Origin of the sequence: Bradyrhizobium sp. (assembly GCF_049512235.1) — a bacterium.
Taxonomy (GTDB): Bacteria; Pseudomonadota; Alphaproteobacteria; order Rhizobiales; family Xanthobacteraceae; genus Bradyrhizobium.
Map to the genome: position 1 here is coordinate 1 of NZ_JBEKXH010000088.1, position 18,483 is coordinate 18,483.

Genomic DNA, 18,483 nt, shown 5'->3' on the forward strand with positions numbered 1-18,483 from the left:
CGCCAGCAGGTCTACTCTGCACCCGGTCAGTTCGATGATGGCTGCCGCATCCTCGGACAGCGCCAGCACCATCCTGTCGCGGACCGTAAACGCCATCGAGCCGGGTGCAGCGCCGATACCGAGCGCATCGGTGGTCAGGTCGCCATAGGGAACGTCGTCAGCAAGCAGTTGCTCTAGCTCGGCGCGGGATGCAGCTGTTGGCATGGGGCCTCTCTGTTCGGTTATTGATCTTGATGACCGCCATTTTCTCGATGACGTTAACCGAAACTCTTAAGTAAGCGGACACGAATGCCTGCAAAGTTGGATAAACTGCAGGAGGCAGATATGAGCACCATAGGTCCAGTTTACCCGGCCCAGATCGTGGTCGGCCAGGCAGAAGTCAGGCTGGCAGCTGACGAAACGAAGGACGCAAACACAGCCACGATCAAGTCCGACCAGCAACGCGTCGAAGCCGCCCAGGAAGTCGAGACAGCAGAGGCCAAGGCTTCCGGAGTGAATTTCGTCGCCTGAGGCCGACCAAGAGGCCTCTGCACGGCATCAGCGGGTGCTCACGTAATTCGTCTGGCATCCGCGCAGGAATAACGCCGCGCAGCGGCGCACCCGCGCTTTGATCTGCGAACGCGATGGCAGCGGCACGCCGCCGAACATCGCGGCGCGGCGCGGCGCGGAAGCGACCATGCCAAGCAGCATACCGGCGGCTTCGTCGATATCGTCAAGCTCGATCAAACCGCGCGTCTGCTGCACCCGCAGCCAATCCGCCAGCGCGGCCGCGATGCGTTGAATTCCGTTTCGGTAGAACGTGCCGGCGATGTCGGATGCCTTGCCGGCTTCCTGCAGCACCATGCGCTGCACCGCGATCACTTCTTCGTCGAGCGTAAGCTCCGCGCACGCCGTCAGCGCCGCATCAAGTGCTTGTTCGATATCGGCGTGATCGATCGCATGCAGATCGACGCTGGCAAGGGTGTGGTCGAGCCGGTCCGTGACCATGCCATCGAACAGTGCAGCCTTGTTGGGGACCAGGCGATACAGCGTCCTGGTGGATACCCCGGCACGGCGCGCCACCGCCTCCATGCTGGTTGCGGCATAGCCCAGCCTCGCGAACTCGTGGAGCGCGGCCTCGTAAATGATCTGGCGGGTTTGGTCGTCGGGGCGAACCTGCGGGCGGCCCCGGCAGCGCCGGCCTTGGTCAGGGTCCTCGGAGGTATCGATCTCAGCCATGCTTTTACATGATGCCTGTCATTCTATTGACAGCCCAGATGTAGGCGCTATTTTGGAAAACGTCAAGTTTCCTAATAAAGCGCTCCGGGAGAACCATCATGACCCACCTTCCCACCGCATTCGAGGTCGAGCGTCCGGTTCCAGTCGGCGATGCCCTCAAGGAACTGCTGCCAGGCGCCTATGTTGCTACCGGCGCCCGGGAGGCAGCGCCCGCTGTCGCCAAAAAATTCAATTTCCGCAAGGTGTTGCTGGCAGGTGCGGCGCTTGCCGTCATCGCCGGCGCGACCTGGTATGGCTGGGACTACTGGACGGTCGGCCAGTATCTGGTCTCGACCGATGACGCCTACGTACAAGCCGACAATACGACGGTCGCGCCCAAGATCTCGGGTTATCTGCACGAGGTCCTGGTCGGCGACAATGAGCGCGTCAAGGCCGGTCAGGTGCTGGCGCGGATCGACGACCGCGATTTCGCCGTAGCGCTCGACCAGGCCAGGGCCGATGTCGCCGCAGCGCGCGCCGCGATCGCCAGCAAAGAGGCCCAGCTCGCGGTTCAGCAGGCGGTGATCGATGCCGCCAAGGCGACCGTCGAGGTCGATCAGGCGACGGCGAACTTCGCCGCGCAGGAGAACAAACGCTACACCGACCTCGCCGCGACCGGTTACGGCAGCGTGCAGAACGCGCAGCAGGCGCAGTCCCGCATCGCCGGCGCCCAGGCCGCGATCGCGCGCGATACCGCCAACCTTGCCTCCGCGGTGAAGCAGGTAGACCTGCTCAAGGCCGAGATCGTTCAGGCCAACGCAACGCTGTCGCGCGCCGAAGCGGTGCAGCGCCAGGCCCAGCTCAATCTCGAATACACCTCCATTGTCGCGCCGATCGACGGCATCGTCGGCAACCGCACGCTGCGATCGGGTCAATACGTGCAGGCCGGCACGCAACTGATGTCGGTGGTGCCGATCGCCGGCGCCTATGTAGTGGCCAACTTCAAGGAAACGCAGTTGACCGACGTCCATGAAGGTCAATCGGTCGACATCGCCGTCGACATGTTCCCTGGAGAGGTCGTGCACGGCCACGTCGACAGCATCGCCCCCGCCAGCGGCCAGGAATTCGCGCTGCTGCCGCCCGACAACGCCACCGGCAACTTTACAAAAGTGGTGCAGCGCATTCCCGTGAAGATCGCGCTCGGTTCCGACAACCGCGCGCCCATCGAATTGCGGCCGGGCATGTCGGTGATCCCGACGATCGAGACCAAGTTGCAGGCCCGGGATCGCCGGGCGGTCGCCGCCGCCAGACTCTCGAACAGGTCTTCCGGAGGGTAGCGCCATGTCAACCCCCGCTTGGTCAGCCGCGATATCGGCGCCATCAGCCGCCTACGCCAAACCTGGGCTTATCGCCGCCGATCCAAATGGCGCAAGTGTCAGGGTCTGGATTGCCGTTCTCGCGGCCATGATCGGCTCGTTCATGGCGATCCTGAACATCCAGATCACCAACGCGTCGCTGCTCAACATCGAAGGCGGCATCGGCACGGGCGTCGATAACGGTTCCTGGATCTCGACTTCCTACCTGATCGGCGAGATCGTGGTCATCCCGCTGACCGATTATCTCTCCAGGGTGTTCTCGTTCCGCCGCTATATGCTCGTGAGCGCGGCCCTGTTCGCGGCCTTCTCGGTCGCCTGCGCCTTCACCCACGACCTGCCGTCCATGATCGCGATGCGCGGATTGCAGGGATTTTCCGGCGGCGTGATGATCCCGATGGCCTTCACGCTGGTATTGACGAAACTGCCGAAACCGCAGCAGCCGATCGGCCTTGCGATCTTTGCGCTGTCCGTCACCTTTGCGCCGGCGATCGGCCCCACCATCGGCGGCTATCTCACCGAGAATTACGGCTGGCAGACCATTTTCTTCGTCAATGTGCTCCCGACCATCGTGATGGTGTCCGCGCTTTATCTGACGCTGGAGCGGCAGCCGATGCAGCTTACGCTCCTCAGGGAAGGCGACTGGGCCGGCATCGCCACCATGGCGATCGGACTGTCGGCCTTGCAGACCGTGCTCGAGGAGGGCAACAAGGACGACTGGTTCTCCTCCCCCTTCATCCTGCGGCTGGCGGCCGTCGCGCTGGTGAGCCTGTCGCTGTTCGTCTGGATCGAACTCACGGTCGAAAAGCCGCTGATCCGGCTGCGGCTGTTGGCGCAACGTAATTTCGGCTTCGGCACTATCGCGGTGACGTTGCTGGGCTTCGCGCTGTTCGGATCGGTCTACATCCTGCCGGCCTATCTCGGTCAGGCGCAGGGCTACAATGCCGAGCAGATCGGCAGCGTTCTGGCCTGGACCGGCCTGCCACAGCTGGTCCTGATTCCGCTGGTACCAAAACTGATGCGGCGCTTCGATACGCGTTATATCGCCTTCATTGGACTGATGATCTTCGCCTATAGCTGCTTCATGAACACCGCGATGTCGCCCGATTATGCCGGCGACCAACTCTGGATTCCCAACATCGTGCGCGCCATCGGCCAGGCGATGGTGCTGACCCCGTTGACGTCGGTCACCACCGGCGGCATAGCGCCGCAGGATGCCGCGGCGGCGTCCGGGATCAGCAACATGCTCCGCAATCTCGGTGGCGCCATCGGCACCGCGGTGCTGGCCACCGTGATCACCAAGCGCGAGCAGTTCCACTCCAACATCATCGGCCAGTCGGTGACGCTGGGGCGCGAGGAAGTACGCAACCGGATCGCGGACCTGACCGGCTACTTCATGAACCATGGCGTCCCTGATCCTGCCGCGGCCCATCAGCAAGCCGTCATCGCGCTCGGCAAGACGGTGAAGCACCAGGCGCTGGTGATGGGCTTCAGCGATACCTTTGCCGTGATCGGCATCGTGCTGGTGCTCGCCGCCGCTGCAGTCACCCTGACCCGCAAGGTGAAGGCAAGCGGCGCCGGTGCCCACTAGCTGCGCCAGGACTGCTTGAAAGTTGTCCATTCTGCGCACAGGGATCCCAATCGATCTGACGCAAATCGTCCACCAGAAGATCGATGAACGTACGCACCTTTGCGGGCAAGTGCTCGCGGTGCGGATAAAATGCGTCAATCGAAAATCGCTTCGGCAAAAAATCGCTCAGAATTGGCACGAGAGCGCCGGATCTCAATACTTGAGCCGCTTCTTCCGCATTTTCAATCTCCGAAAGAATCTGGACGCAGCGGTCATAATAGGCTCGTCCCGCCTCGGTGAGGCTGACACTGCGCGTTGTACGATTCAGCAAGCGTACCCCAAGCCGCGCTTCGATCGATTTTACACGGGTGGTGACCACTGATGTCGCGAGGTTGAGTTGCCGCGCTGCCGACCTGAATCCGCCGGTGTCGACCACTTTGACGAACGACAGCATAGATGAGACGCGGTCCATGACTTGCCCAGGCATCTGCCTTCCTGGGTCGATTGTAGCGGGTTGCACCCCGCACTCAAGCCGTCAGCCCTCGACTGCGGGCGTAGAATCGGGCGATCCACCTGTCTTCTTGAAAATGAGCAGCAGCAGAAATAGCGCCAGCGTGGCGAGTGCTGGGCTGTCCGCATGAGGAGGGGATCGACTATCCCTCGGGCGAGGCCTGTCCGCAGTGCCCGTTCTGGGCCGGTCGCGAGCGTCCGATTGTCGGCTAGCTGATCACGATCTCAAAATGGCGGCACGGGTAACGGCGAGCTGACCGCTGCCTCGCCTTCGCTCGCGGCGCGGCTTGCCTGCACCAGCGCGAGCAGCTCGCCGCCGTAATGTTCGAGCTTCTTGTCGCCGACCCCGGGGATGCCGCGCAGCTCGGCGAGCGTGCGCGGGCGTGAGGCCGCGATGCCGTCGAGGGTGGAGTCGTGCAGCACGACATAGGCCGGCACGGCGCGCTGGCGCGCCACTTCCGAACGCCAGGCCCGAAGCCGGGCCGACAAGGCCGCATGGCCGGTCTTGTCGGCTGTGGCGGCAGCGGGGGCGAGATCGCCGCGCCGTGACGTGGTCCGGCTGGCGCGGCTGCGGGAGCCCGGAACCTGCTCGCGCAGCATCACCGCGGTCTCGCCCCTGAGCACGCCGCGCGCGCTCTCCGTCAGCTTGAGGGCACCGAAGGCCTCGCTGTCGGCCGCAAGATGGCCCATCGCCACCAGTTGACGCAGCGCGGCGCGCCATTGCTTTTCATTGAGCTCGCGGCCGATGGCAAACACCGACAGTCTGTCGTGCCCGAACTGCTTGACCCGCTCCGTCATGCGGCCGACCAGCACATCGATCAGATGCATGGCGCCGAACCGCTGCCCGGTGCGATAGGCGCAGGACAACAGTTTCTGCGCGATCACCTTGCCGTCGCGCAGGCGCGGCGGCGACAGGCAGTTGTCGCAATTGCCGCATCGATCGGCCCTGAGGCTTTCGCCGAAATAGCGCAATAGCCGCGCGCGGCGGCAGTCGGCGGTCTCGGCCAGCGCCACCAGCGCTTCCAGTTTGCCGCGCGACACCTGCTTGAAGGTGTCCGATCCGGCAGACTCCTCGATCATGCGGCGTTGCTGCACGATATCCGACAGGCCATAGGCCATCCAGGCACTGGACGGCTTGCCGTCGCGTCCGGCGCGCCCGGTCTCCTGATAATAGGCCTCGATGCTTTTCGGCAGATCGAGATGGGCGACGAAGCGCACATCGGGCTTGTCGATGCCCATGCCGAAGGCGACGGTGGCGACGATCACGACGCCGTCCTCGTTGATGAAGCGATCCTGATGGCGGGCGCGCAGATTGGCGTCCAGGCCGGCATGATAGGGCAGCGCCGTGATGCCGGCCCGGCTCAGCGCGGCGGCGGTGTCCTCGACCTTGGCGCGGGACAGGCAGTAGACGATGCCGGCATCGCGCTCGTGGCGCTCGGCGATGAAGGCCTCGAGCTGACTTTGCGCGCTGTACTTTTCGACGATTTCGTACCTGATGTTCGGCCGATCGAAACTGGCCACAAAGACCGGCGCACCTGATAGCCCGAGCCGGTCGACGATTTCCTTTCGGGTCAGTTGATCGGCGGTCGCGGTCAGCGCGATCCGCGGCACCTCGGGAAAGCGCTCCGCGATCACCGACAGGCCGATATATTCCGGGCGGAAGTCATGCCCCCATTGCGACACGCAATGCGCCTCGTCGATCGCAAACAGGGCGATTTTGGCGCGGCCGAGCAAAGTGAGGCAGCGCGGCGTCAACAGCCGCTCCGGCGCGATGTACAGCAGGTCGAGCTTGCCTGCGATGAGGTCTGCCTCGACCCTGGAAGCTTCGCTGGCGGACAGCGTCGAATTCAATACCGCCGCCTTGACGCCGGCCTCGCTCAGGCCTGCGACCTGGTCGCGCATCAGCGCGATCAGCGGCGAAACGACTACTCCGCAACCTGCGCGCAGCAGCGACGGCAGTTGATAGCACAAGGACTTGCCGCCGCCGGTCGGCATCAGCACCAGGCAGTTGCCGCCGGATGCGACATGGCTGACGATCTCCTGCTGGGCGCCGCGAAAGCCGGGCAGGCCGAACACCGAATTCAGCAGCGCAAGCGCGTCGGCGGTGAGTTCGGACCGGGCTTCGGTGGCGGCGGCTGGAACCGTCATATCAGCGCCACATCCCGCGCATCCGGCTGCCGACATCGATGCGCTGCCCCTGGCTCGCGGCGCGGGTCGCCGCGCCGGCCACCGCCAGCGGCCACGCCGTCTGATCGAACAGGCCGAGCAGCGCATGGGGGATGAAGCGCGTCCGCGCGGCATAGACATGCCGGTCGCCTTGCGCATGTTGGCCGTGGGTGAAGAAGCATTGCGGCACCATCAGATCCAGATCGTCCCTGGCGCGGGTCATGGCAACGTAAAGCAAACGGCGTTCTTCTTCCAGTTCGGCTGTCGTGCCGGCGCCGAGGTCGGACGGCAGGCAGCCATCGACCACGTTTAACACGAACACCGATTTCCATTCCTGGCCCTTGGCGGAGTGGATCGTCGACAGGATCAGATAGTCCTCGTCGAGCAGCGGTACCCCGGCCTGGTCGCTGGTGGCGTCCGGCGGGTCGAGCGTCAGTTCGGTCAGGAAACGTTGCCGTGAGGGATAGGCGCTCGCAATCTGCTCGAGCTGGATCAGGTCGGCGCGCCGGGTCTCGGCATCCTCGTGAATGCGCTCCAGATGCGGCTCGTACCAGCGGCGGGCGCGTTCGAGGTCGGCCGGCCAGTTGGAACAACGGAGATCCGCCACCGTACCGACGAAATCCCGCCAGTCTTCGCCGGCGCGCGGCGGCACCGGCGCCTCAGTCAGCGCCGCGATCGGATCGGCGCCGTCCGCCATGTGATCGAGCACCCGCCGTGCCGAGCTCGGACCGATGCCCGGAATCAGCTGCAGCAGGCGGAAGCCGGCCACGCGGTCGCGCGGGTTCTCGACGAAACGCAACAGCGCCAGTGTGTCCTTGACGTGGGCGGCATCGAGGAATTTGAGGCCGCCGAACTTGACGAAGGGGATGTTGCGGCGGGTCAGTTCGACTTCCAGCGCGCCGCTGTGGCTGGAGGTACGAAACACAACCGCCTGCTGCTTCAGGAGCGTGCCGGACTCGCGGTTCTCCAGCACGCGTTCGGCGATGCAGCGCGCCTGGTCGGCTTCGTCGCGGACCGTGACCAGCCGGGGTTTTGCCCCCAACGCCCGGTCGGTCCACAGATTCTTGGTGAAGCGCTCCCTGGCCAGACCGATCACGCCATTGGCGGCGGCAAGGATGCCCTGCGTCGAGCGGTAATTGCGATCCAGGGTGATGACCGCGGCCGGCGGCGAGAACTGGCCGGGAAAATCGAGGATGTTGCGCACGGTAGCGGCGCGGAATGAATAGATCGATTGCGCGTCGTCGCCGACGACGGTGAGGCCGCGTCCGCCGGGCTTGAGCGCCAGCAGGATCGACGACTGCAGGCGGTTGGTGTCCTGATATTCGTCGACCAGGACATGATCGAAACGGCCGCCAATTTCGCCGGCGAGCGCCGGATCGGTCATCACCTGCGCCCAGTACAGCAGCAGGTCGTCGTAGTCGAGCACGTTCTGCCGCTGCTTGGCCTCGACATAGGCGGCGAACAGCTGCTTCAGTTCAGCCACCCATCCCGAGCACCACGGAAATGACGACCCCAGCACCGCTTCGATCGAAGCCTCCGCATTGACGCAGCGCGAGTAGATCGCAAGGCAGGTGCTCTTGGTCGGGAAGCGGTTTGCGGTTTTGGAAAAACCCTTGTCGTGCCGGATCAGATTGATCAGATCCGCGGAATCCTCGCGATCGTGGATCGTGAAGGCGGGATCGAGCCCGATCTGGTCGGCGCAGTCGCGCAACAGGCGCGCGCCGATGCCATGAAAGGTGCCGGCCCAGACCAGCGCCTCCGTCATGACAGTGGCCCTGTCACCGAGGACCTTGCGCACGATCCGCTCGACCCGCCTCGCCATCTCGGCAGCCGCCCGGCGCGAAAAGGTCATCAGCAGGATGCGCCGGGGATCGGCGCCGCCCACGATCAGATGGGCGACCCGATGCGCCAGCGTGTTGGTCTTGCCGGATCCGGCGCCGGCGATCACCAGCAGCGGCCCCGACGGTGCCGGTCCGGCGGCGCCGTGCTCGACCGCGCGGCGCTGTTCCGGATTGAGGCTTTCAAGATAGGCGGCTGCGGCTGGCACGGAGGGATGATCCCGAGGTGAAGGATAAGACTCCGTGATCGGCCGGCCGACAACGACTTCGACTCCGCCGCGGCCTGACGAATCGCGCCGATCTTCACTCCTGACCGAATGGTGCAAACAAATCAAGAACTGACCGCTTTGCATTGAACATTGGCCCCAGACCGGCGGCTTCGGCGGCGCGCTGTTCGATCCGGAAACCACCAGTTGACATTTCGTAGTGCTGCAGCGCAGCGAACAGAGGTTTCAAACACCCAAATTTGACAAAGGGAGCATTGACAATAGGAACAATGGTGATCGCCTAAGCGCATCGCCGGTCATGTGAGGAGATCCACAGATGCTCCGCTCAATCGCGATCTTATCCGCGCTAACCTTCCTCGTTAGCCCAGCAACAGCATTGCCTTCAGGCGTCGGCGTGGTTGTATCAGTTAACGATGCGGTATTTAAGGTCCGGATGACGAAGAGCAATGTTTGCAAATTGAAATACAAACACAAAAAATATGCACAGGACCTTCGAGAAAAAGCCCACTGTAAGTGACGTGCCCCGGAAATCCCCAAGGACGGGGCGGTCTTGGGTAATGCGAGCTCGGTAAAACCGGCGAGCTTGTCACGGGGTCGTTCCATCAGCTGCATCTGAACGTCTGTTCATAATTTTTGTGTTGGCTGCAAATGATGCATTTGCTACCGTTCACTGCCTATATCATCAGGCACCAAGGAGCGATCAATGAAGAATCTTTCTTACGTGTTAGCCGCATTGGCTGCAATCGCGTTTTCAATTCCGTCAATCGCAAGCGCAGAAGATGCGAAGCCGATGATGCATCATCACCACCACCACCACCACCATCACCATCACCATCATCATGAAGCGATGTAGCCTATGATGGACAAAAAGATGTAATGCGAAGATGGCCCTTAGTCGGGCCATTTTCTCATCCGAAGCGCATTTCTCTGCCAACCAGGCGAGTTCTGACGCGACTGCATCGAGCAGCGTTTTCAATACCCGATCTTCTCAAGTCCTCGAGACGATCCGAGTGGCGGCGGTAACGATTGACTCGCTCCCGTTCCTGACCGCGCGTCCCAAGGCACGCCGCCCCAGGATATATTGCGTCAAATGCCGCGCCGCAAAACCTGATCCCGCGATAAAGCGCATCAGCGGACCATAACTCATGACCGCACTGGATCCGACGAAGTGCAGGTTGGGCACACTCGATTGAAGCCCCATCGACAGCTCCGGTGAACCGTCGACACAACGGATTGCCTCAAGCAGTTCGGACGCGAACAGGTTCAGCTTGCCGATATCGCTGCGATACCCCGTCGCCAGCAGGACATGGTCATATTCCGCCGAGCTGCAGTCGAACCGCAGGAATATCTTTGACTCGCGCACCCGCGCCTCGAGGATATTCCGGCCTGGGCCCGTTTTCACGCCGGCAAACCCCGGCTTCAGCCAGCTGGTGGCACCGGGCCTGAGACACCGCGTGTTGATCATCTCGCGCAGGCCTCGCGGCATCCGCCGCACCGTTCCAGGAGATTCCGCCAGCCAATTGATTGGGAAGGGGCCCACTCCCGACCTGGTTGCCAGGAGCCTGTGCAGACGCCAGATCAAATCCCCCGGCTGGTCTGCCGCTGTTTCCGAGCCGAGCCAACGGACGTCACCCCGATTGACAAGTTCGACATCCGCGCCGGCTCCGTTCAAGAGTGCCGCATACTCGCAGGCGCTTTGACCGCGGCCGATCACGGCGACACGTTTGCCGCGGAAGCCCGACACATCAATGTGCTCGCAGACGGAACTCACGTAATCGCGCGGCAGCCCGGAAAATGCGGCCGGCCGAAATTCCTGTCTGGCGAGCCCGACCGCGGCAACGACACGCTGCGCGGTCACGTGGCCGCCATCGTCGAGCCACAGGCAAAAGCCGTCTCCCAGCGGATCGACGCGCACGACTTTCCTTGTATCGAGGTCAGCCAGCGTATGTTTTCTGAACCACTCGCCGTAACGGAGAAACATTTCGAGTGGAATCGGCGCCGTCGGCCGGACGCCTTGACGGGCGGTGAAGGCTTCAAATGTCAGCTCGCCTTTTGGGTCCGCAAAGTCGCTTGCCGCTGGCGATGATCGAAGCTTCATGCCCTTCGGCATGTGCTTTCGCCAGAACGACATTGTCTCGCCGAACACCCTCGTCTCGATATCCGCGGCTCTCAGATGCGATGCAACTGAAAGCCCGTAAGGCCCGGCGCCGATAACAGCGACTTCGCATTCGAATTTCAACATCGACAACACCTTGACCATCCGCCAAAAACAACCAGCCGAGCTCGATCGCACCGATATCCGCGCCGATGAACGGGCTCTCAGGACCAAAAATCTGCGACAGAGACCTTACACAACAATAATCCGTTCCTTGATCGTGCCGAACTTGCCGGAATTTATCTTAACAAGGTCTAGCCGGGCGCCTGCGATCAGCTTTGATTTTGCCGGCATCGGCATTGCGCAGAGGAAGCCGCGCAGCTGCCGACGATGCGATCGCCCGGCAAACAACGCGGTACGCCATTAACGGCAGCTCCAGTAATCCGGGAAGCGGATCGTCCCATGCGAATGCTGCAAAAGTGACCCTCCGGCGGATGGCCTTGATGTAGGCGAGCAAGTCGAGGTCGCCCTGGAGGATCAGCAGGGTCGCGGCGATGACATCTTTCGAGAGATGGACCCAGACCTGGCCGACACGCGGCCGGACCGGGTCGATTGCGTCGCCGAGAATGATGTTTCGCATCAGTATCGGGAGATCCTGGCCTGCAGCCTCGCACAAAGCGAACCATGACCACGGGCGGGGATTGACGTCCAAGGCCTTATAGCTGCCGTCGCGCGCGTCCCTCTTGAATTCGATTTCGACAAGCCCTTCGAAACCGATCAGAGAAAGCAGCTTTCTTCCCGCAACTTTCACCGCATCATTGTCCACCACTTCTACAAAGGTGCTGGTATGTCCGAACTCGAGGGGAAATTGACGCATCCGGCGCGCTGTCATTTCCACGACCGGCGCATTGCCATACCACAGCGCCGCGTAGGAGAACTGCGACCCGCCACCGCCCGGAACCAGTTCCTGCACGACCACGTCGTCTTGACCCACCAGCGAAGCGGCCAGGCGGTAGAACCGCGTCAACTCGTCGCGCGAATTGGCCCGGAATGCCTTGCGGGAGGTGAAGGCATTGCGTTGCAGCCGCATCGCGGGCTTGAGCACGACCGGGAACTGAACCTCGACGCATTCGGCATCGTCTGCCGACCGAACCGGGTAGCTGGTGGGAGAATCGATACCAGCCGCAGCAGCCGTCTCTGCAAGAAGCCGTTTGTCGCAAACTTTCTGCAACACGTGCCAATCGCAACTGACGATCTTAAACACAGAACGCAGGCAGGCGAGGTGTTGAGCGACGCACTTCACCTCGGCGTCGGCACATGGGATCAACAGCCAGTTTTGCAGATCATGCCGGATGGCGAAATCGACCAGCCATTGCTCCACATGCGGCGACAAGGCACCGGGCCAATCGAAGCTGCGGCTTACATACCTGGAAAGCTTCGGTAACGGATGGTCGTCAGTGAGCAGCACGACCTGAACGTTCTTGCGGCCGAAGCTGCGCGCCACCGACAAGGCACCGTGCGTGCCTCCGAGCAGAACAACTCCGGTGGCCGGCGAGACAGCCTGATCCGTATCGACCTGAAGTGCCAATTTAGCCTCACGTCAGTATTGGAAGCGACGGGTGAGCTTGGGCATGGATAGTCTTCCCGTTAAAGCAGACCGTTGCATAGAGAAAGTGGCAAAGCCTCAGGGCCCATACAGCACCAGTTCAGTGTCGGTGAGGTCGGCGAGACGGGGTGGATGCGGACCCTTGAAATATTTGCGGCCACGGGCTGTGGAATAGATGCCGGCGAGGCCGGGTATCGGTCCGTTGGCGTCGACAATGACCGAAATCTTGCCGCGCCGGATCAGAGCCCGGCCGATGGCGCCGGCGCACTGCGCGTAGTCGGCAATATCGCGGCAATAGATCAGTTGCATCGCCGGCGGCGCAATCAACCCGCGGCGGATGCGCATCGGCAGCATGATGAATGGAAAGACAGCGCCGGTGGGCGTACGACAGACCAGACTGAGACACCCATAGCGTGCGTGCCGGGCCAGCAGTTCGGCCTCCGTGTCGGGCAGGCCTTCGATGGCGCCGCTATCGGGCGCGATCGCCTCGACACTCATGCCCGGCTTTTGGCGTGACAGGGCAGGAAGCGAGAAGAAAAGTCCGCTGCAATAGGAATCGAAGCCCTGGGCCTCGATGATCGGCCAGGTCCGGGTTGCGGCACTGATATTGAGATAGGTAACTTCCTTGTTCTTATGCGCGATCCTGGTCAGCAGCGCAGCGTAATTGCGGAACGCAGGCTCGACGTACCAGCTCGACAGATTGCAATGGATCGTCGTCTCGCCGCCGTTGCTTTTCGAGGAATAAAGCAGCAGCAGAACGCCGACCGCATCGCCATCATTGTCGAGCAGATAGCCGAAGCGCGGATATCCCCAGGGAATCCCACGCGCCGCCTGACGCTGCAATCCCAGCAGCCAATAGTCGCGCGGTCGGCCGACAAATCCGCGCGTCAGAAGATTGGCGACCGCGTCCAGGTCGGGTAGGGCAATTTCGCGGCATCGAAGTTTCTTTTGAGCGAGCACCGCCGTTGCCCCATCAGTCTGAATTCGCGGCGCGCGCAACGTTGTCGGCATCGTATCGCGCACCAACGAACGCGTCGGGAAGCCGGACGCCCAAAAGCCTCTCGTGACGCGCCGCGTCGATGGCGGCGTTGGAAAAGCGCGCATCGCGATCAACGGCCGCAGCCTCCGCAGCCGCCGCGGATGCGACCACCGCTGCGCGCTGCAGGAAAAAGCCTCGGTCGGGAGAGAAGCTGTTCGCCGGCGGCACCCGCAGCCGGGCTGCGGAACCTCACCTCTCGAACATTCATGGCCGGTATCCTTCCTGGACTTTTAAAATTGCAAAACTTCATCGTCAGCATCAAACGATGCACATCGTCTGCTGGACACCTTCGGGTGGTTTTAAGGCTAGGGATTTAGTTGAAATGCGTCGATGAAATTCAGGGTAAACAGTCCACATTTCGCTATCGACAGTTAATCCGCGGTTTTCCCGGCACTCGCGTGGTGGGGAGGGAGCCTGCCCCGGACTTGATCCGGGGTCGGGGGTGGCGCGGCGTTCACCGAAGCAGCGGTTCCTGCCGATTGACCCACCTCCCCACCGCTTCTCCACCCGCTTCGCGGGGGGAGGGGGAACCAGATCCGATGCAATAGATAGTTCTGACGGCAGGCCAAAGCGCAGACCCGGGGCACGAAATGCCTTTCCATTGCCCGGTAAGAGCTCGATATACGGTTGTCGACGCCGCGCCGGCGTGCTGAATCGGGGTTCAACCAGGCGAAGGGAAAACCATGACCAAGGCGGTGCTTGGCATTATCGGCGGCTCCGGCATTTACGACCTGCCCGGCCTTGAAAATATGCGCGAGGAAGCGATTCCGAGTCCATGGGGCGAGCCCTCGGCGGCGGTGCGCCGCGGCGCCATCGCCGGCCTGCCGGTCGTGTTCCTGCCGCGTCATGACAAGGGCCATCGGCTGTCGCCGTCCGATATCAATTACCGCGCCAACATCGACGTGCTGAAGCGCGCCGGCGTCACCGACCTGATTTCGCTGTCCGCCTGCGGCTCGTTCAAGGAGGAATTGCCGCCCGGCACCTTCGTGCTGGTCGACCAGTTCGTCGACCGCACCCACAAGCGGGAAAGCTCGTTCTTCGGCAAGGGCTGCGTCGCCCACGTATCGATGGCGCATCCGGTCTCGCCGCGGCTGCGCATCCACCTGGCCGCCGCGGCCGAGGCCGAGGGCATCGCATTCGCGCGCGGCGGCACCTATGTCTGCATGGAGGGACCGCAATTCTCCAGTTACGCCGAAAGCATGACGTACAAGACGGCGGGCTATTCGGTGATCGGGATGACCAACATGCCCGAGGCCAAACTCGCCCGCGAAGCGGAGATCTGCTACGCCACTGTCGCCATGGTGACTGATTTCGATTGCTGGCACCCCGACCATGATGCCGTGACCGTGCAGGACATCATCCGGGTGCTGACCACCAATGCCGACAAGGCCAAGGGGCTGGTCGCGCGCCTTGCAGAGGATTTTCCAAGGGAGCACGAGCCGTGTCCGATCGGCTCGGACCGTGCGCTCGATACCGCCCTGATCACCGCGCCGGAAGCGCGGGATCCGGAACTGTTGAAAAAACTCGACGCGGTGGCGGGACGGATTTTGCGCTCGTGAAACATGCGACAGCAAGAGGTGCGCCATGAAGATCGACGGCAGGCCTTACCGCAGTATCTGGCTTGAGCCGGACGGCTGGTCGGTCGGCGCCATCGACCAGCGGCGATTGCCGCATGATTTTGTTGTCGCGCGGCTTTTGACCTGCGCGGACGCGGCGGAGGCGATCTCCTCGATGCTGGTTCGCGGCGCGCCGTTGATCGGCGCAACCGCGGCCTACGGGGTAGCGCTTAAGATGCGAGCCGACGCCTCGGACGCGGCGCTCGATGCTGCCTGCCGGACGCTGATTGCGACACGGCCGACCGCGATCAACCTGAAATGGGCGCTCGACGAAATGCGCACCGCGTTGCGGCCGCTGCCGCCGCCGGCGCGTGCCGCGGCGGCCTATTCCCGTGCCGGCGATATTGCCGAAGAGGACATCGCCATCAACAAGGCGATCGGCGAGCAGGGCGTGGCCCTGATCGAGGCGATCGCTGCGACCAAAAAGCCGGGTGAGCGCGTCAATGTGCTGACCCATTGCAACGCCGGCTGGCTGGCGACGGTCGATTGGGGCACCGCCACCGCCCCGATCTATCTCGCGCATGACCGTGGTCATGCCGTTCATGTCTGGGTCGACGAGACCCGGCCGCGCAATCAGGGGGCCGCGCTGACGGCCTGGGAACTCGGCCATCACGGCGTGCCGCACACCGTGATCCCGGATAACACCGGCGGCCATCTGATGCAGCACGGCATGGTCGATCTCGTCATCGTCGGCACCGACCGGGTGACCGCCAGAGGCGACGTCTGCAACAAGATCGGCACCTATCTCAAGGCGCTCGCCGCCTGGGATAATAATGTGCCGTTCTATGTGGCGCTGCCGTCACCGACGATCGATTTCAGCGTCGATGACGGCATCAGGGAAATTCCGATCGAGCAACGCGGCGCCGAAGAGATCGCGAACATCACCGGACGGACCGCTGCGGGGCGGATCGAGACCGTGCGGATCGTGCCCGAGGGCTCGCCGGTTGCGAATTATGCCTTCGATGTCACGCCGGCGCGGCTGGTGACCGGGCTGATCACCGAGCGCGGCATACTCCGTGCCAACCGCGCCGCGCTTTCCGCGGCATTTCCGGAGCGGATAGCGGCCGCAGCCGAATAGCGGCAGCAAGTCTGAAGCCCGGACCGCGCCCGGCCACCATGGCGGTCAGCTAATGCGTATTTGTACGCGGCGCCGGTTAACGGTGTGAGAAGCAAAAGGCTCGTAACCCTCGAAGCACCAAATAGTCCCTCGGATCGATTCGACTACCACCGCAGCCGTTTTACGCGCTCTGATCGTCAATCGTCGAAGCCGTCGAACGAGGCGCTTGTTGTCGACATCGGCCAGTCCAGGCAGGATCGAAATGGAACCTCAGCAAGAGCCGCTTCAGTCGCTTCGTCTGCCCGCGGACTGCAGCATCGGCGGCATTCGGGTCGCCTATGATCTGCTCTGCCAGGCGCTCAAGGGGCAGAAAGGGCTGGAGCTGGATTGCTCCGCCGTCGACAAGGCCGATGTAACGTCGGTTCAACTGCTGCTTTCGACAGCCAAGACCGCGCGCCACTTCGGCCATCGTGTCAGCCTGACCGCAGTTTCAGACGTGCTCCGATCCGCGATTCAACGCGCCGGTGTTTCCAGGCGGGCAATGCCCGATTGCCATTCTGTGCATCCAACGGAGATCAGTTAAGTGGGCAATATTCTCACCGTCGACGATTCGCCGAGTATTCGCCAGATGATCAAGGTGACGCTGGCACCCGCGGGTCATAACGTGATCGAAGCCGGCGATGGCGCCCAGGGGCTGGAGAAAGCCAAATCCGGCAAACTCGATCTCGTCATCACCGATTTGAACATGCCGGTCATGAACGGCCTGGAGCTTATCCGGGCGCTGCGGGCGTTGCCGGCCCTGGTCGGACTGCCGATTGTCTTTCTCACCACCGAATCGAACGATGCCGTCAAGCTCGAGGCAAAGAAGGCGGGCGCCACCGGCTGGATCACCAAGCCGTTCAAGCAGGAGCAGCTTCTTTCGGTCGTCAGCAAACTGGTGCGATCATGACAACCTTGGACCCCGCCGAGGTTTTCCGGCAGGAGGCGAGCGAGCTGTTTGAAGCTCTCGAGTCGGCCTTGTTAGACCTCGGGCTTCGTCCTGATGACAAAGATCTTGTCGATACCGCCTTCCGCGCGCTGCATACCATCAAGGGTTCGGGCGCGATGTTCGGCTTCGACGAGGTGGCGAGCTTCACGCATGAATTCGAAACCGCTTTTGACCGCGTGCGCAAGGGTGAAATCAAGCCAGACCAGGATCTCATCTCGGTAGCATTAGCCGCCAAGGATTACATACGCGCCCTGATCGAAGCGCCTGATAGCACCGATTCCATCATCGGCGACGGCATTCTTGGCGATCTACATCGGCTGGTCGAGCCGCACGCGCATCCCAATATCGAAGCGCGGTCGGCCGGGAAATTGCCGCCCCCGGTTGAGGCGCGGACCGGATGGCAGCTTCACATCGAGTTCGACAGCGACATTCTCCGCAACGGCTCCAACCCGCTCGACCTGCTGGAAGACCTTGGCAAGCTTGGCGCCTGCTTCGTGATGGCGCTGACCGACGACGTGCCGTTTCTCGACGAGCTCGATCCCGAACACTGCTTCCTGAAATGGGATGTGACGCTGCACAGCGACTGCGAGCGGGCTGCCATCGACGACGTATTCATCTTTGTCCAGGACGAAATGAAGCTTGATTGTGTGCCGATCGCAGCAGCCTGCATTCCGGCGCTGTTGCCGGAGCGGATCGATACGCCTGCCGCGACTACGCCGCCGCCGGATGCTGGGACAGACCCAATTCGACCCACGCCAGCCAGGCGCTGGGACGACAAAGCCAATGCCACCGTCCGCGTCCAGGCCGAGCGCCTCGACGAACTGATGGATCGCGTCGGCGAACTCGTCATCGCCCAGGCACGCCTCAGTCAGCTGGCGGCTGCCACCGATGACATCTCCATCAAGGCGATCGCCGAGGAGATCGAGCGCCTGGCGGCAAGCCTGCGTGATACCACGATGGGCGCGCGCATGGTTCCGATCGGATCGCTGTTCGGCCGTTTTCGCCGGCTCGTGCACGATCTTTCGCGGGATCTGGGCAAGCCGGTCGATTTCGTCACCTCCGGCGAGGATACCGAGCTCGACAAAACCATGATCGAGCGCCTTGCCGATCCGCTGGTTCATCTCATCCGCAATGCCATCGACCATGGCATCGAGGACACCGCAAGCCGGGCAGCGACAGGCAAGATCGATATCGGGCGGAT

At 62.6% G+C, this 18,483-nt stretch carries 16 protein-coding genes and 1 pseudogene; 8 read left to right on the top strand and 9 right to left on the bottom strand.

What is annotated here, in order from left to right:
- Positions 1-204 (bottom strand): annotated as a pseudogene (locus ABSG20_RS10915) (ModD protein); the annotation flags it as partial.
- A 120-nt stretch (positions 205-324) separates the two neighbouring features.
- On the opposite strand from ABSG20_RS10915, the gene ABSG20_RS10920 reads away from it, so the two are divergent.
- Positions 325-510 (top strand): hypothetical protein, encoded by a 186-nt coding sequence (locus ABSG20_RS10920; protein WP_423864515.1) that lies wholly within the window; start codon positions 325-327, stop codon positions 508-510.
- A gap of 27 nt (positions 511-537) precedes the next feature.
- Here the strand turns inward: ABSG20_RS10920 and ABSG20_RS10925 are convergent, their stop codons facing one another.
- Positions 538-1,218 (bottom strand): TetR/AcrR family transcriptional regulator, encoded by a 681-nt coding sequence (locus ABSG20_RS10925; protein ID WP_423864516.1) that lies wholly within the window; start codon positions 1,216-1,218, stop codon positions 538-540.
- Positions 1,219-1,316: 98 nt separating this feature from the next.
- On the opposite strand from ABSG20_RS10925, the gene ABSG20_RS10930 reads away from it, so the two are divergent.
- Together ABSG20_RS10930 and ABSG20_RS10935 are read left to right on the top strand one after the other, a co-directional pair.
- Positions 1,317-2,534 (top strand): HlyD family secretion protein, encoded by a 1,218-nt coding sequence (locus tag ABSG20_RS10930; protein ID WP_423864517.1) that lies wholly within the window; start codon positions 1,317-1,319, stop codon positions 2,532-2,534.
- A 4-nt stretch (positions 2,535-2,538) separates the two neighbouring features.
- On the top strand, positions 2,539-4,161 hold the full coding sequence (locus tag ABSG20_RS10935) for an MDR family MFS transporter (protein ID WP_423864518.1): 1,623 nt from the start codon (positions 2,539-2,541) through the stop codon (positions 4,159-4,161).
- On the opposite strand, the gene ABSG20_RS10940 is transcribed toward ABSG20_RS10935, so the two are convergent.
- The 7 genes from ABSG20_RS10940 to ABSG20_RS10970 all read right to left on the bottom strand — a co-directional run bounded on the left by ABSG20_RS10940 (position 4,115) and on the right by ABSG20_RS10970 (position 13,542).
- Positions 4,115-4,627, bottom strand: a complete 513-nt coding sequence (locus tag ABSG20_RS10940; RefSeq protein ID WP_423864519.1) for a LysR family transcriptional regulator — start codon at positions 4,625-4,627, stop codon at positions 4,115-4,117. The two genes, ABSG20_RS10935 and ABSG20_RS10940, sit on opposite strands and share 47 nt — an antisense overlap.
- A gap of 248 nt (positions 4,628-4,875) precedes the next feature.
- Positions 4,876-6,798 carry a DNA helicase RecQ gene (gene recQ, locus ABSG20_RS10945; RefSeq protein WP_423864520.1) on the bottom strand — a complete coding sequence of 641 codons (1,923 nt, stop codon included), beginning with the start codon at positions 6,796-6,798 and terminating at the stop codon, positions 4,876-4,878.
- Position 6,799: 1 nt separating this feature from the next.
- Entirely contained in the window at positions 6,800-8,863 is a 2,064-nt protein-coding gene (locus ABSG20_RS10950; protein ID WP_423864521.1) for an ATP-dependent helicase, read from the bottom strand.
- 778 nt (positions 8,864-9,641) lie between these two features.
- A complete protein-coding gene (locus tag ABSG20_RS10955; RefSeq protein WP_423864522.1) occupies positions 9,642-9,857 on the bottom strand; it encodes a hypothetical protein in 216 nt (71 codons plus the stop codon).
- A gap of 12 nt (positions 9,858-9,869) precedes the next feature.
- Complete coding sequence (locus ABSG20_RS10960) at positions 9,870-11,123, bottom strand: FAD-dependent oxidoreductase (RefSeq protein ID WP_423864523.1); 1,254 nt, start codon at positions 11,121-11,123, stop codon at positions 9,870-9,872.
- A gap of 157 nt (positions 11,124-11,280) precedes the next feature.
- Positions 11,281-12,564, bottom strand: coding sequence for a carboxylate--amine ligase (locus tag ABSG20_RS10965; RefSeq protein WP_423864524.1), 1,284 nt, complete (start codon positions 12,562-12,564; stop codon positions 11,281-11,283).
- A 96-nt stretch (positions 12,565-12,660) separates the two neighbouring features.
- Positions 12,661-13,542 (bottom strand): acyl-CoA acyltransferase, encoded by an 882-nt coding sequence (locus tag ABSG20_RS10970; protein WP_423864525.1) that lies wholly within the window; start codon positions 13,540-13,542, stop codon positions 12,661-12,663.
- 762 nt (positions 13,543-14,304) lie between these two features.
- On the opposite strand from ABSG20_RS10970, the gene ABSG20_RS10975 reads away from it, so the two are divergent.
- The 5 genes from ABSG20_RS10975 to ABSG20_RS10995 form a co-directional block, all read left to right on the top strand.
- A complete protein-coding gene (locus ABSG20_RS10975) occupies positions 14,305-15,180 on the top strand; it encodes an S-methyl-5'-thioadenosine phosphorylase (RefSeq protein WP_423864526.1) in 876 nt (291 codons plus the stop codon).
- A gap of 25 nt (positions 15,181-15,205) precedes the next feature.
- Positions 15,206-16,315, top strand: a complete 1,110-nt coding sequence (mtnA, locus tag ABSG20_RS10980; RefSeq protein ID WP_423864527.1) for an S-methyl-5-thioribose-1-phosphate isomerase — start codon at positions 15,206-15,208, stop codon at positions 16,313-16,315.
- Positions 16,316-16,556: 241 nt separating this feature from the next.
- A complete protein-coding gene (locus ABSG20_RS10985) occupies positions 16,557-16,877 on the top strand; it encodes an STAS domain-containing protein (RefSeq protein WP_423864530.1) in 321 nt (106 codons plus the stop codon).
- On the top strand, positions 16,878-17,243 hold the full coding sequence (locus ABSG20_RS10990) for a response regulator (RefSeq protein ID WP_423864528.1): 366 nt from the start codon (positions 16,878-16,880) through the stop codon (positions 17,241-17,243).
- A partial coding sequence (locus tag ABSG20_RS10995) for a chemotaxis protein CheA (protein WP_423864529.1) occupies positions 17,240-18,483 on the top strand: 1,244 nt, incomplete at its 3' end. The genes ABSG20_RS10990 and ABSG20_RS10995, both read left to right, overlap by 4 nt.

Bases quoted from the DNA above. Each gene is read 5' to 3' on its own strand.
- mtnA (WP_423864527.1), top strand. From the start codon at position 15,206: ATGAAGATCGACGGCAGGCCTTACCGCAGTATCTGGCTTGAGCCGGAC.
- recQ (WP_423864520.1), bottom strand. From the start codon at position 6,798: ATGACGGTTCCAGCCGCCGCCACCGAAGCCCGGTCCGAACTCACCGCC.
- ABSG20_RS10930 (WP_423864517.1), top strand. From the start codon at position 1,317: ATGACCCACCTTCCCACCGCATTCGAGGTCGAGCGTCCGGTTCCAGTC.
- ABSG20_RS10940 (WP_423864519.1), bottom strand. From the start codon at position 4,627: ATGCCTGGGCAAGTCATGGACCGCGTCTCATCTATGCTGTCGTTCGTC.
- ABSG20_RS10975 (WP_423864526.1), top strand. From the start codon at position 14,305: ATGACCAAGGCGGTGCTTGGCATTATCGGCGGCTCCGGCATTTACGAC.
- ABSG20_RS10920 (WP_423864515.1), top strand. From the start codon at position 325: ATGAGCACCATAGGTCCAGTTTACCCGGCCCAGATCGTGGTCGGCCAG.
- ABSG20_RS10935 (WP_423864518.1), top strand. From the start codon at position 2,539: ATGTCAACCCCCGCTTGGTCAGCCGCGATATCGGCGCCATCAGCCGCC.
- ABSG20_RS10960 (WP_423864523.1), bottom strand. From the start codon at position 11,123: ATGTTGAAATTCGAATGCGAAGTCGCTGTTATCGGCGCCGGGCCTTAC.
- ABSG20_RS10925 (WP_423864516.1), bottom strand. From the start codon at position 1,218: ATGGCTGAGATCGATACCTCCGAGGACCCTGACCAAGGCCGGCGCTGC.
- ABSG20_RS10985 (WP_423864530.1), top strand. From the start codon at position 16,557: ATGGAACCTCAGCAAGAGCCGCTTCAGTCGCTTCGTCTGCCCGCGGAC.